This is a genomic window from Photobacterium sp. GSS17 (assembly GCF_028621875.1).
GTDB lineage: Bacteria > Pseudomonadota > Gammaproteobacteria > Enterobacterales > Vibrionaceae > Photobacterium > Photobacterium ganghwense.
This window is the reverse complement of the sequence record NZ_CP117517.1, coordinates 418,400-431,718: the sequence shown is the minus strand read 5'-3', so window position 1 is coordinate 431,718 and position 13,319 is coordinate 418,400. Positions and strand designations below refer to the sequence as shown.

The 13,319-nt window shown below is 55.0% G+C and carries 12 protein-coding genes; 5 read left to right on the top strand and 7 right to left on the bottom strand.

Annotated features, from left to right (window positions below):
- Window positions 1-19: 19 nt before the first annotated feature.
- Window positions 20-1,621 carry a methyl-accepting chemotaxis protein gene (locus PGW97_RS02060; RefSeq protein ID WP_047883725.1) on the bottom strand — a complete coding sequence of 534 codons (1,602 nt, stop codon included), beginning with the start codon at window positions 1,619-1,621 and terminating at the stop codon, window positions 20-22.
- 155 nt (window positions 1,622-1,776) lie between these two features.
- Here PGW97_RS02060 and PGW97_RS02055 point away from each other — a divergent pair, with 155 nt between their 5' ends.
- Window positions 1,777-2,625, top strand: a complete 849-nt coding sequence (locus PGW97_RS02055) for a potassium channel family protein (protein WP_273858454.1) — start codon at window positions 1,777-1,779, stop codon at window positions 2,623-2,625.
- Window positions 2,626-2,699: 74 nt separating this feature from the next.
- On the opposite strand, the gene PGW97_RS02050 is transcribed toward PGW97_RS02055, so the two are convergent.
- Window positions 2,700-4,217, bottom strand: a complete 1,518-nt coding sequence (locus PGW97_RS02050; protein ID WP_273858453.1) for a CYTH and CHAD domain-containing protein — start codon at window positions 4,215-4,217, stop codon at window positions 2,700-2,702.
- Between the two features lie 184 nt (window positions 4,218-4,401).
- Here PGW97_RS02050 and PGW97_RS02045 point away from each other — a divergent pair, with 184 nt between their 5' ends.
- The 3 genes from PGW97_RS02045 to PGW97_RS02035 all read left to right on the top strand — a co-directional run bounded on the left by PGW97_RS02045 (window position 4,402) and on the right by PGW97_RS02035 (window position 7,124).
- Window positions 4,402-5,082, top strand: a complete 681-nt coding sequence (locus PGW97_RS02045; RefSeq protein ID WP_047883722.1) for a TIGR00153 family protein — start codon at window positions 4,402-4,404, stop codon at window positions 5,080-5,082.
- Between the two features lie 28 nt (window positions 5,083-5,110).
- A complete protein-coding gene (locus PGW97_RS02040) occupies window positions 5,111-6,379 on the top strand; it encodes an inorganic phosphate transporter (protein WP_047883721.1) in 1,269 nt (422 codons plus the stop codon).
- 127 nt (window positions 6,380-6,506) lie between these two features.
- Window positions 6,507-7,124: a TIGR04211 family SH3 domain-containing protein gene (locus PGW97_RS02035; RefSeq protein WP_047883720.1), complete on the top strand. Its 618-nt coding sequence runs from the start codon at window positions 6,507-6,509 to the stop codon at window positions 7,122-7,124.
- Between the two features lie 188 nt (window positions 7,125-7,312).
- Here PGW97_RS02035 and PGW97_RS02030 read toward each other — a convergent pair whose 3' ends face one another.
- Both PGW97_RS02030 and PGW97_RS02025 read right to left on the bottom strand, forming a co-directional pair.
- Window positions 7,313-8,242: a general secretion pathway protein GspB gene (locus tag PGW97_RS02030; protein WP_273858451.1), complete on the bottom strand. Its 930-nt coding sequence runs from the start codon at window positions 8,240-8,242 to the stop codon at window positions 7,313-7,315.
- Entirely contained in the window at window positions 8,242-9,954 is a 1,713-nt protein-coding gene (locus PGW97_RS02025; protein WP_273858450.1) for an ExeA family protein, read from the bottom strand. Before PGW97_RS02025 ends, PGW97_RS02030 begins: the two co-directional genes overlap by 1 nt.
- A 214-nt stretch (window positions 9,955-10,168) precedes the next feature.
- Between PGW97_RS02025 and PGW97_RS02020 the strand changes: the two genes are divergently transcribed.
- Window positions 10,169-11,398 (top strand): multifunctional CCA addition/repair protein, encoded by a 1,230-nt coding sequence (locus PGW97_RS02020; RefSeq protein ID WP_273858448.1) that lies wholly within the window; start codon window positions 10,169-10,171, stop codon window positions 11,396-11,398.
- A 150-nt stretch (window positions 11,399-11,548) separates the two neighbouring features.
- On the opposite strand, the gene PGW97_RS02015 is transcribed toward PGW97_RS02020, so the two are convergent.
- The 3 genes from PGW97_RS02015 to folB are packed head-to-tail and all read right to left on the bottom strand — an operon-like array spanning window position 11,549 to window position 13,197.
- Window positions 11,549-12,352 (bottom strand): undecaprenyl-diphosphate phosphatase, encoded by an 804-nt coding sequence (locus tag PGW97_RS02015; RefSeq protein ID WP_273858446.1) that lies wholly within the window; start codon window positions 12,350-12,352, stop codon window positions 11,549-11,551.
- Window positions 12,353-12,361: 9 nt separating this feature from the next.
- On the bottom strand, window positions 12,362-12,847 hold the full coding sequence (folK, locus tag PGW97_RS02010) for a 2-amino-4-hydroxy-6-hydroxymethyldihydropteridine diphosphokinase (RefSeq protein WP_273858444.1): 486 nt from the start codon (window positions 12,845-12,847) through the stop codon (window positions 12,362-12,364).
- On the bottom strand, window positions 12,844-13,197 hold the full coding sequence (gene folB, locus PGW97_RS02005) for a dihydroneopterin aldolase (protein ID WP_047883715.1): 354 nt from the start codon (window positions 13,195-13,197) through the stop codon (window positions 12,844-12,846). Before folB ends, folK begins: the two co-directional genes overlap by 4 nt.
- Window positions 13,198-13,319 lie beyond the last annotated feature (122 nt).

Sequence of the window (13,319 nt, the reverse complement as noted above, 5' to 3'; positions counted from 1 at the left end):
AGTGAAAGTTATTGTCGGATCACACCGTAAATGCCTGGATTTTTTTCTCCAAATCAGTGGCATGGTTCTGCATCACATCGGCGGTTTCCGTCAGCTCCGTCACCACGTTCACGGATGCCTGAACCAGCTCCCGGACATTGGTCAGGTTCTGGTTCATTTCATCCGCAACGGCACTCTGCTGCTCCGCCGCCGACGCAATCTGGAAGTTCATGTCATTGATCAGACGCACCTGCTCGACAATCTTATCCAGCTCGCCGCCAGCACTGGTGACCTGCTCGACCCCTTCTGCCGCTTCCACCACACTTTGCTCCATCAGCTGCACCGCCTGCTGCGCACTTCCCTGCAGCTGGCTGATCATTTCCTGAATCTCAATGGTCGCGGTCTGGGTACGCTGCGCCAGGTTGCGCACTTCATCCGCCACAACCGCAAAGCCACGTCCCGCCTCACCGGCCCGCGCCGCTTCAATGGCCGCATTCAGTGCCAGCAGGTTAGTTTGCTCTGAAATTCCCTGGATGGTCACAATCACGCTGCCGATCTGCTCGACCCGCTCTTCTACCTGATTAACCGCATGGGCGGACTGGGTGATGTCCTGCGACAGCAAGTTGATGATGTTAATCGTCTGGGACACAAACTGCTGGCCCTGCTCCGCCTGAGCCGAGCTGCCTTCCGTTGCCGCCGACGCTTCACGGGCATGCTCTGCCACCGTTTGCACTGTGGAGCTCATTTCACTCATGGCTGAAGCCAGCTGATCAATTTCGTTGAACTCTTCCTGCGCCGATGCCTTGGTTTCCATCATGCTGACTGACATCACTTCCGCCAGCTCAGACAGCTCACTTGCCGCCTCGCGCTGATTGCAAATAACCTCACGCAGCTGGCGCCGGGTCTTCTCCAGTTCACGGGCCAGATCGCCGTACTCATCCCGGCATTCCATCTGGATCGGCTGTGACATGTCACGTGCCGCCAGGCGCTGAATGTTGTCCGCCAGGTAACGGGTCTGGCGCAGCATTACACTGGAGCCCCCCAGCAGAATAACCATAAAAGAGACAATCATCAGTCCGGTCTGCCAGGCCACCTGCATCAGATACTGCTGGTAATACGTTTCAGCTTCCGAAGCCGGCTGAGACGCCACCACCACCCAGTTCAGCGCCGGCAGCTCAACAGCGTATTCAAACCGTGACTGGTCAGCCAGAATCAGACTGGCCGCACCGCGGTGCTGCTGCAGTTGCTGACTAAGGCTGGTACCGTTTTCCACCTGCGCGGTCAGATCCGTCAGACGACGCGCCTGAGGGTGACCCAGCACCTTCTTGGCGTCGCGCTCGACCAGATACACATAGGCACCCGCATTCATCGCCTTGGCCTGAGCCGTTACCAGTTGCTCGACCAGCAGACTGTCACGGGTATTATCACTGAGGATACTCCGAATCCCGGCCGCAGTAGCTTCGGCTTGTTCTTTGGCCCGATCCTGCTGGATCTCCACCACGGAGTGATAAAACGTATTGGCGTCCCAGAGCTGCTTGCATACCAGCAAGACGGTACTGAATACCATCAACAGCACCAGCTTGGGGACCAGCTTAATATTGGTTAACCCTTGTTCCCATGGCTTGAAAACCATTTTGGTCATGTGGAATCTCCATATATAGTTCTACCTTCCTTCGACTCGGCATCTGAGCCTTCAGGAGAGCGTTTTTTTATTCTTGCCGCGCTTTAGATGAGTTATTTTTTGCACTAAAACAATATGAGTCATTGTATCTATCGACTGGGGACCATAAAAATTTAATGAAGAAAAAGCACGAAGCCATCAAATATGAACTCAACCCCATGAGCCTGATGGCGCTGGTACTGTCCTTCGCGTCACTGACGATTGTGACCACCATGATTTTTGTGCCACGCCAGAGCAACAGTTACCACCTGCTGCTGGCCATCGATACCATGATTTGCCTGGTGTTCTGGCTCCAGCTGCTGACAGATCTGGTTCGTTCTGATAATAAACGCGCCTACCTGAAGGCCCACTGGCTGGACTTTCTCGCCAGCATCCCGGTGATCGAACCTTTCCGCTTTGGCCGGCTGCTCCAAATTTTCCGCGTCATACGCCTGATCCGCTCCAGCCGCCACGTTATAAACCAAATCCGCAGTCACCGACGGGAAGCCACCCTGGCCAGTATTTTCCTGCTGCTTACCGTGTTGATCTCGGTCGGTTCTGCGATGATGCTGATCATTGAGGGGAACGTGCCGGAGTCAAACATCAAAGATGCCTTCGATGCCCTGTGGTGGGTTATTGTGACTATCTCAACGGTCGGCTATGGCGACCATTACCCGGTGACTCTGATGGGCAAAATGCTGGCAACGGTGATGATCATTTGTGGGGTGGGTCTGTTTGGTATGGTCGCCGGCCTGGTGACATCCTTTATTTCTGATCCAGAGCACAACCAGCAACGGAATGCCGAACGCCATGAAAAAGAGTGGCAGCAAATGCTCAGACATCAGGAAATGCTGCTGAACCGGCTGGAAGCACTGGAACAGCGCCTGAGCCAGCGAGAACAGCAGGATAAGCAGGATAAGCAGGATAAGCAGGATAAGCAGGATAAGCAGGATAAGCAGGATAAGCAGGATAAGCAGGACAATTAAAAATGCCCGGCTATATGCCGGGCATTTTTTACGCATTAAATCTTACGTATTAAAGCGGTGCGTCACACCGCGTATTAAGGCCAGTAAGGCGTCAAGTCTATGCCAATCTGGCGAGTCTGATCCATGGCATGGATCAGCGAGTCTTCCTGACGGGACAGCCATTTTTCAACCTGACGACGATCTTCTTCATCGTCCTGCAGGGCAGCCAGTTCACGTACTGGCTCCAGCTGACGCAGGTCTTCAATCCCTTGCAGCAAATCAAGCCAAGGCATCCGGAACATCCGGCGTTTTTCCTCGTCATATAACGCCGCAAAGCTCAGGCCGCTCAGCAAATTGCGGGCCAGGCGCGGCTGCTGATCGAGGTAGTCAACCCGGTTGAGCTGACGCTCGGCCGGAAACACATCCAGCAATTCCTGCCAGGAGCGGGACAGGGTTAGATCGGCAAAGCCTTTCAGCGGGCTACTCAGCCGGGCGCGGGCTTTGTCGTCCAGAAACGGCTGCCAACCCCGACTCAGAATCCAGCGGCTCAGGTCAAGCAACAGGCCACAATAACGTGACGACTGGATCAGCTGCAGCATCTCCCATTCATCCGGCAGATCGGCCTGACGGGCTTCTAACTGCTTCATCAGCGCTTTACGGGCATTGAGTTTTTTCAGGGCGTAACCTTTTTCGGCCAGCAGGTAATCAATGCCGGAAGCCTCGGTCAGCCACTCCAGCTCACCTTCCAGCCATTGCACTTCCTGGCGCACCAATGCACTGGCACGACGCGGGATCATCCCGCCAAACACCACCAGCGACTGCCGCAGCAGTCCCAAAGCCTGCTGAATCTGGATCAGTGCCGCGCGTTCCTGACGCTCGGCGTAAATCTGCTCATGGTAATGCCAGTGTCCCAACGCGTGTTCAAGGGTTTTGACAAACGCGCTTTCCACATTGTCTTCATCTGTGACCGGCACGTGGTCGAGCGGTTTGACGTCATCCCCCTGGTAACCGGCGGCAAGACGGTAGCCACGGGCCGCCTTGCTCAGGTTACCCAGGCGCATCCCACCTAAGGCACACAGCTCTCGGGCCAGAATAAACAGGGCATCGGTCTGACCGGATTTCAGCTCCAGCTCGACTTCGCAAATCGGATCGGTATTGCCGTTCGCTTTGACTTCGCCTTGGTCGAAAGCCAGCTCAATCTGGCTGCCGTCCGGCATCGCGATCAGCCATTGCTGGCGGACAAAATCCGTTGAGAATATGGGGGTCAGTTGCTGCTGTACCTGGCTGACGTTCAGCGTCTCCGGCCAGGCATCCACAGGATGCAGGGAAAGATCAGGATCGGTACCATTGGTTTCAGCATTGTATTCCGGGCGCTGGTGCAGTCCTGCGACCACGCGACCTGCTGTCTTCAATGTCTGAACAAAAACATCATCAAAACGACGAACCCGAAGGCCGATGTCGTGCTGGCGAAGAATTTGGTCTGGCGTGTCGAAGTAGATGTTGCCTAACTCACGACGACTTTGCTGCAGAATTTTCGCTTCGGCGATTTTAGCCAGTAATTGGTTCGAAAATTCTGGTGAGACGAAAAACTTCAGTTCTATCTCGGTTTCCATAGTCCTACCTATAAACAGTGGCAAACCAAGGATATTGGCAATTTCCTTTAGGGGCAAGCACGAAATATAAACAAAACCTTGATCAAAATTAGTTCCCCTATACTTACTTATGCGTTACCATGCGCGCCTTAATGACCATCGAACAAGAATTCGCCAATATCGGCTCTTTCTAGGTTATTCGGCTATGCCAGTAAATACGATTATGGGGCTCTTTGCTAAATCCCCGATTAAACCGCTGCAACGTCACGTTACTCGTGTAAATGAATGTTGCGATCTACTTGTCCCGTTCTTTGAGGCTTGTAAAGCCGGAGATTGGGAGCAGGCTACGGTCGTGCGCGAGCAAATTTCCCAGCTTGAAAAAGATGCGGATGTGCTCAAACGCGAAATTCGCCTGAAACTTCCTCGTGGTCTGTTTATGCCAGTCGACCGGACTGACATGCTCGACCTCCTCACTCAGCAGGACAAACTTGCCAACCTGGCCAAAGATATCGCAGGCCGTGTGTTGGGACGCCAGCTGCAAATTCCTACCGAAATGTATCCTGACTTCCTCGCTTATGTTCAGCGTTGTCTCGATTCCGCCAGTCAGGCGAACCGCGTGATCAACGAACTGGACGAGCTGCTGGAAACCGGCTTTAAAGGCCGTGAAGTCACCCTTGTGGCCGAAATGATCAACCAGCTTGACGTTATCGAAGACGATACCGACAGCATGCAGATCAGACTACGGCAACAGCTCATGTCCATCGAAGACCAGCACAGTCCGGTGGATGTCATGTTCCTATACAAAATCCTCGAGTGGATTGGCGCAATTGCTGACCAAGCACAACGCGTCGGCTCGCGCCTGGAAATCATGCTATCGCGTTCTTAAGCGAAGGTAACAAAAACAAGGTTTTACAATGGAAATCCTGGCTAACTACGGCACCATGATCATCTTGGTGGCGGCTTTCTTTGGTTTTTTAATGGCTATCGGTATTGGTGCGAACGACGTTGCCAACGCCATGGGTACCTCTGTAGGTTCGAAAGCGCTGACCGTTAAGCAAGCAATCATCATTGCGATGATTTTCGAATTTGCCGGTGCTTACCTGGCGGGTGGTGAGGTAACAGACACTATCCGTAAAGGGGTCATCGAAACTTCCCATTATGCCGCCAATCCGGAAATCCTGGTGTACGGTATGATGTCAGCTCTGCTGGCGGCTGGTACTTGGCTGCTGGTTGCTTCTTACATGGGCTGGCCGGTTTCAACCACTCACTCAATCATTGGTGCCATCATTGGTTTTGCCTGTGTGTCAGTGGGTACTGAAGCCGTTGACTGGAGTTCGGTACAAGGCATCGTCGGCAGCTGGATCATTACTCCGCTGATCTCCGGCTTCTTTGCCTACGCCATTTTCATCAGTGCCCAGCGCCTGATCTTCGATACCGATAACCCACTGATCAACGCCAAGCGTTTCGTCCCGGTTTACATGTTCATCACCTCGATGGTGATTGCACTGGTAACCATTAAGAAAGGTCTGAAGCACGTTGGTCTTCACCTGTCTAACGGCGAAGCCTGGCTAGCAGCAATAGCGGTTTCAGCTGTCGTCATGATCTTCGGCTACATCTACATCAGCCGTAAGTACACTGACGATGGTTCTTCTATCGACAGTAACGGTTACGCGGGTGTTGAGCGAGTATTCAGCCTGCTGATGGTTGTGACAGCCTGTGCGATGGCTTTTGCACACGGTTCGAATGACGTAGCTAACGCCATTGGTCCTCTGTCTGCCGTTGTGTCAACAGTTGATCACCTGGGCCAAATTGCAGAGAAAAGTGAAATTGCCTGGTGGATCCTGCCTCTGGGTGGCATTGGTATCGTTGTCGGTCTGGCAACCATGGGCCACAAAGTAATGGCAACTGTCGGTACCGGTATCACTGAACTGACCCCAAGCCGCGGCTTTGCTGCTCAGCTGGCTACTGCGTCTACCGTAGTACTGGCTTCAGGTACGGGTCTGCCGATTTCGACCACGCAAACTCTAGTAGGTGCAGTATTGGGTGTGGGCTTTGCCCGCGGTATTGCCGCCCTGAACTTGGGTGTAGTACGTAACATCGTGGCTTCTTGGGTCGTTACCCTGCCAGCCGGTGCTCTGCTATCCGTCATATTCTTCTATGTGATGCAAGCCCTGTTCAGTTAAAACCTGTCAAACCGGAGTCTGGTTCACAAAAGAGGGAGGCTATGCCTCCCTCTTTTCTTGCACCGGGAAGCCAAAGTTTTTAGTATTTGTGCTCCCAAGAAAACAGGCTCCCGCAAGGAATCAAATTGTGAAGCAACTAATCAGCTTACTTGTACTGGCTTTTGCGGTAATTACGCTGCCAGCCAAAGCCGAACAGACTCGCTATATCTCGGATGATCTGTTCACATACATGCACACGGGCCCTAGTACCCAATACCGTATTATGGGCAGTGTGAACGCAGGCACGAAAGTGGACCTGCTAGAAGTAAACCGCGAAACCGGCTACAGTAAAGTCCGCGATGACCGAGGCCGCACCGGCTGGGTGAGCAACGACTTCATTTCCAAGCAGGTGGGTCTGAAAGAGCGTGTTCCTGCGCTGGAAAAAGAGCTGACTCAAGTGAAAGCCTCACTAGCAGATGCATTGCAGTCAACGGATGAGAAAACCGCAGGCATGCAAAAAACTCTGCAACTGCGCGCCAAGCAGGTAACCGATCTGGAAACCCAGAACAGTCAGCTCAATGAGCAACTGATGGCGTCACAAACGGAAATCCGCGAACTGCGTGCCAAGCTGGATACTCAGAAAGATGACCTGCTGATGAAGTGGTTCACATACGGCGGCATGGTGGCCGGCGGTGGTCTGCTGTTTGGTCTGATCCTACCGCACCTGATCCCACGTCGTCGTAAACGTAACAACGGCTGGGCTTAATTGTCGCGCGAGCCATCAGCGCTGGCGGAGTACTAAAGCATTGTCCCCCGTCAGAACAACACGATAAAAAAGCAGCCTGTTGGCTGCTTTTTTATTTGGGCGCTGGGCCGACTTACCAGTCGGCTCGATTATCATTTACTGGCGTGACGTCGTGCTCGACAAAACAAATTTGCAAACCAGCAAACCAACTACCATTCCGACAGCGCTGGCATAGCCACCAGGTAGGCGTCAAAATCGAACACCACCTGACGCGGTTCGATCCGGCGCAGTACCACTCCCGGCGCAATCTCATCCCCTTCATAGGCTTCACGACCATTCACTTTGACCCAACGGCTGTTCGCCGTGGAGGCGTAGATATGGGTCTGGAAATTCAATGTCGGGATCCGTTTTTGTACCGAAGCCGGTAAATCGCCAATTGCGATCGGCTCAGGCTCAGTTTTTACCGGGGCCGGTGCCACCTCATCAACCACCATTTTCTGTGCATACCCAGCGGATGTTTCATCGCCACGAGTCGCAGCAATCGCCGATCGCAGATGGGCAGCCAGCTCAGGAGAGACATCGGAATAATCCAGGCCATCCAGATCCCAGCTGTCCGCGGCTGGCTCCGCCTGGGACAGGGTGTCATCGGCAGGCAGCGCTTCCGCATACGGATCAACATACGGGCTGTCAGCATCAGCCTGGGACGAGGCGCTTGGCGCATACCGATACGATTCGTCAGCAGCCAGGCTCAGGCGAGGCAGCGGCTCCGTATAAAACTCCGGGTAAGGTAAGCGTTCAATGCCTGCGGGATACGTTCGGCTCCCTGCCCCTTCCAACATTGACCCGGCGACGGTGTCATCCGGGGCAGACAATGCTGGCGCTGGCTCCGTTGCTTGCGTCATTGGCGAAGACACATCAGCGGCAAGCTGAGGCACACCGCCAGCCAGCCAGCCCTGCGTATACCCGGTATAAACCAGCATCCCCGCTACGGGGAGCAGAAAGCTCAGCAGCGGCAGACCCCAGCGTCGTACCGGCGGTTCAGTGACGACCGAACCGCTCGTTCGGGCCCGGCTGAGTGACGGTGAACGCGGCTGGCGCTGGGCTTCGGACTGGGCAATGGCAGATAATAACTTGGACATTAACTTCTCTCCGGTTGCAGCGTCGGGCCCGGTAAATTCAGAGCGGCATCAATCACCATCAGCGTCCGGGGACCGGCGATGCCGTCGGCAGACAAATCCTGTGCGCGCTGGAACCGGCGCAGTTTATCCAGCAACCTCTGCTCGAAGGTATCCTGCCCGCTCTGCGCCTCACCCAGAATACTGCTCAGCTGACGATCCAGCCAGCGGACTCTCGGCCCCTGTTGGCCATAGCGGATCGCACTCTTATCCCCCAGCGGCGGCCGCCATAACAGGGTGTACTCCCCGTTCCAACGAGCATTCAGCCAGTTCGGGCTGACCGCAATGCGCTCCCCCGCCAGCAACAACTCAACCTGATCACGCCCGATAGCGTATAAGGTGGCGTAATACGCGGGGCCAGCTGGATCGCTGAGCGACAAAATGGCCGGGCGGTTGGTAATCCCCAACTGCTCCAAATCACCTTTGCCGCGGAAACAGCTCATGGCAATCAGGCTGCCGGATTCACAGTTCGCCTGATTCAGGTTGGTCTCATAGCCCCACAGGCGAAACAGCTCCTGCATCGCCTGACGCTCTGAATCAGCCAGACGGATCAGGTGCTGCCAGCGGGCGTCAGCGGTGGCTGTCTGAATCGCAAGCGACGTTGACGACGTCTGCTGTGCGGTCACAGGTATTGCCGTTTCTGTCACGGCTCCTGTCGATATCACTGGCTGCCCGGCAGACACAGACGTTGCCGGTTTGGCCATGGATGCGGATAGCAGCTGCGGAAACGGCGCACTGACGCTCGGAATAGCGCCGAGCAGATACGCGCCGCCCAGCGCCACAGCCAAGCCAGCGGCCAACGCCAAGCTGGCCGGACGACCTGTGGATTTGGCCGCGCCTGACGTCGCTTCTGCCGGTTGCGAGGGCAATTGCCAGCTCAATACTTCATCGCACGCTTTCGCAACCACGTCGCGACTGAGCTGGTGCATACTGTGCTGGTGTCCCAGCTGCATCGCTTTGTCACACACCAGGTTAATCAAGCGCGGGATGCCACCGGTCGCCTTGGCAATTTGCTGGGCCTGCGCTGGCGCAAACACCTGATGTAAACAATCCACCGCCCGCAGGCGGTAATTAATGTATTCGCACACTTCCTCACCGGTCAGCGGCAACAGGTGGTAACGGGTGGTGATCCGTTGTGCCAGCTGACGCAATCTTTCCTGCTGGAGCAACTGTTGCAGTTCCGGCTGGCCGACCAGCACCACCTTAAGCAATTTGGTACTGTCCGTTTCCAGGTTAGTAAGCAACCGCAGTTGTTCCAGCACATCTGGCATCAGATGCTGCGCTTCATCAATCAACAGCAGGGTCTGCCGACCGTTGCGGTGGTTTTCCAACAGATGCTGATAAATAGCATCAGTCAGCTGCTTGAGATTGGCATCAGCCGGATAGCTGATAGCCAGCTCATCGCACAGGCTGGCCAGCAGATCACGGGTCGACAGCGAAGGGTTCAGTACGACAGCCACCTGAGTTTCCTGCGGCAGCCGAGCCACCAGAGAACGCAGCACCGTGGTTTTGCCGGTACCAACCTCACCGGTTAGCAGGCCAAAACCGCCGCCTCCGTTCAGGCTGGCCAGCATATGCGTCAGTGCTTCACGGTGGCGCTCGCTCAGATACAGAAAGCGTGCGCTCGGCACAATTGAAAACGGCGATTCCGATATGCCGTAGAATTCCTGGTACATGCCATCAGCTCTCATCAATGGGCGTAAGGGGAAATAGGGTTACGTTACCTGTACCCTGCCTGAATGTATAGCCCCGGCCCCCTGTGAACGCCGTCATTTCATAACGGATCACAATCAGTTAAGCCATTCGTGTTCAGTGCCCGGTTTGATATACTTGAAAATAAAAAGTTCAGCGCAATTCGCGTTACAGTCCGCGAAACAAGAGGAAAAGACATTGCAGACATATTTGGTTGGCGGGGCCGTTCGAGATGCCTTACTCGGATTGGCAGTGAAAGACAAAGACTGGGTGGTGGTCGGTGCCACTCCGGCACAAATGCTGGAGCGGGGCTATACCCAGGTCGGCAGCGACTTTCCGGTATTCCTGCACCCGAAAACCAAAGAGGAGCACGCCCTGGCCCGCACCGAGCGAAAATCCGGCAAAGGCTATACCGGTTTTGTCTGCTACTCCTCCCCCGATGTGACCCTTGAACAGGATCTAATGCGGCGCGATCTGACCATCAATGCCATTGCGCAGGCCCAGGACGGCAGCCTGATTGACCCTTACCACGGCCAGCAGGATCTGGCGCAACGGCTTCTGCGCCATGTTTCCCCGGCCTTTGTTGAAGACCCGCTGCGCGTGCTGCGGGTGGCCCGCTTTGCTGCCCGGTTTGCGCATCTGGGCTTCAGCGTTGCCCCGGATACCATGGCACTGATGCAGGAAATGGTGGTGGCCGGCGAGCTGGAAGCGCTGACCCCGGAGCGGGTCTGGATGGAATGGGAAAAGTCACTACAGACTCCGAACCCGGAAGTTTTCCTCAAAGTCCTGCGCCAGTGCGGGGCTCTGGCGGTGATCATGCCGGAGATTCACAACCTGTTTGGCGTTCCGCAGCCGGAAAAATGGCACCCGGAAATTGACTGTGGGATCCATACCATAATGGTGGCCGAGCAGGCCGCGCTCCTCAGCGAGTCGCTGCAGGTGCGTTTTGCCGCTCAGGTACACGATCTGGGTAAGGCACTGACTCCGCCGGCGGAGTGGCCAAGCCATAAGATGCACTGCCAGACTGGACTGGGCGCAATCAAGCAACTGTGCCAGCGCCTCCGGGTTCCGAACGAATATCGGGACACCGCCCTGTTTGTCTGTGCCCAACACACGAAAGTGCACCACGCCAACGAACTGCGTCCGGCCACCTTCGTCACTTTGTTTGATCAGATCGATGCCTGGCGCAAACCGGAGCGGGTCGAGCAACTGGCGCAATGCTGCCGCGCAGATATCCGTGGCCGCACCGGGTTCGAGCAGGATCCGTACCCGCAGGCTGACTGGCTGCTGGCCGCTTTTTCGGCGGCACAGGCGGTCGAGGTCAAACCGATTGTAGAAGCAGGTTTTCAGGGTAAGGCGATCAAAGAGCAACTGGCACTGCGCCGGGCCGAAGCGATAAAAGCCGTTCTGGCCCCGCTCCGGGGATAACTCCAGACAGGCAGTTCATCGCCAAACTGTCCGCCGCACCCGCAAAAACAAAAAGCCCGGCAAGATGCCGGGCTTTTGCAATGTTGTGATCTGTCGTTTGTAACTTGTCTTGGTACGTTGTGACGACGCGATAGCGTGCCTAATCAAGCCTCAGTTACTCATCAGGAAGGCCAGCAGGCCCACACCCAGCAACAGGCGGTAAATCACAAACGGGAACATCCCTAAACGCGTCACCAGCTTCAAGAACACGTGAATACACGCGTAAGCACTGACAAACGACACAACGAAGCCAATCCCCAGCGCGCCGACCTGAATAGGCGCACCGCTGGTCACCAGTTTTGTACCCAGGTAGCTGCCCGCCAGCAGAATGATCGGAATCGACATCAGGAACGAAAAGCGCGCTGCCGCTTCACGGGTAAAGCCCAGGTACAGCGCCGCAGTCATGGTCGCCCCAGAACGCGAAGTGCCCGGGATCATCGCTGCGGCCTGTGCCAGGCCAATAAACAGTGAACGTTTCCAGTCAGCCGCGTACTCGTCAACCTGCTGGCTGGCACGCTTATCCACCCACCACAACAGCAGACCAAATACGATGGTGGTGATCGCAATCACCCAGGCCGAGCGCAGGTAGAGTTCAATAAAGTCTTTCATCATCAGGCCGAAAATACAGGCCGGAATCGTCGCCAGCACAATCATCCATGCCAGCTGAGATTCCGCCGTATGCTTGCGGCGGAAGATCGAACCCACCCAGGCACTGAGCAGGGTCACCACTTCCTTACGGAAATAACCGATCACCGCCGCCAGCGTCCCGACATGCACAGCCACATCAAAAGCCAGTCCCTGATCTTCCCAGCCCAGTACGGCCGACGGCAAAATCAGGTGAGCAGAACTTGAGATCGGCAAAAATTCCGTCAACCCCTGGATCAGGGCCAACACAAAGGCTTCAAAATGACTCATTAACTGTCCTTAAAATACAAAATCTTCCACAGGCCACAACGCCTGCTCAAACGTGCTTGCCTGCCACAGCTGAGCAATGGTCCGACCATCACCGGGGATTGTCAGCTCAGGGCTCAGCTCTGCCAGCGGCTGTAAGACAAACGCAAACCGAAAAATATCCGTACGCGGTAAAATTGGTTGGCTTTGTTGAATGGTGTCGCCGTACATCAGCAGATCCAAATCCAGCGTCCGGCTCTGGTATTTGGCCGCCTCCGGTGAGCGGCCATACTTAATTTCCAGTTGCTTGAGCGTCTGGTGCAGCTTATCCAACGATAACGACGTTTTCATGGCAACCACACAATTGTAAAAGTTCGGTCCAGAAAAACCGACCGGCTCAGCCTCAAACACAGTCGAAACCTGAAAATCCGCACCGAGTTTTTGCAATTCCGCGATCGCAGCCTGAATATGGTATTCCCGCTCGATATTCGAGCCCAGGCTGATATACACAGTGGTCACTTAGTGCCTCGTTCAATCACCACACCGACACCACGGGCATTAGCAACCGCGCCAGGTTTGGTCACTCGTACCCGAAGCCAGGGCACGGAAAATTGGGTCATGATCAAGCCGGCAATTTCCTCTGCCACTCGCTCCACCAGCAAGAAACGGCCATTCTGAATATGGTCGGTAACCGCCTGGCTAACCGCCGCATAATCCAGGGCATAGGCCACATCGTCACTGTCTGCTGCCGGACGGTTATCGTGAGCCATCTCCAGATCTAGCACCAGCTTCTGTTTGATTTCCTGCTCCCAGTCATACACTCCAATAGTGGCAATGACTTCAAGATGTTCGATAAATACTGAATCCATGTTCAATCGCTAATTTTGTTAGAGGTCGGATACCTAATTTGAGCTAAAACGCGTATTATCGGGTCGAAATCGTCGATATAATACGTTGTTGATTTCAAGCTCACCCAGTTGCCTATGTGAGG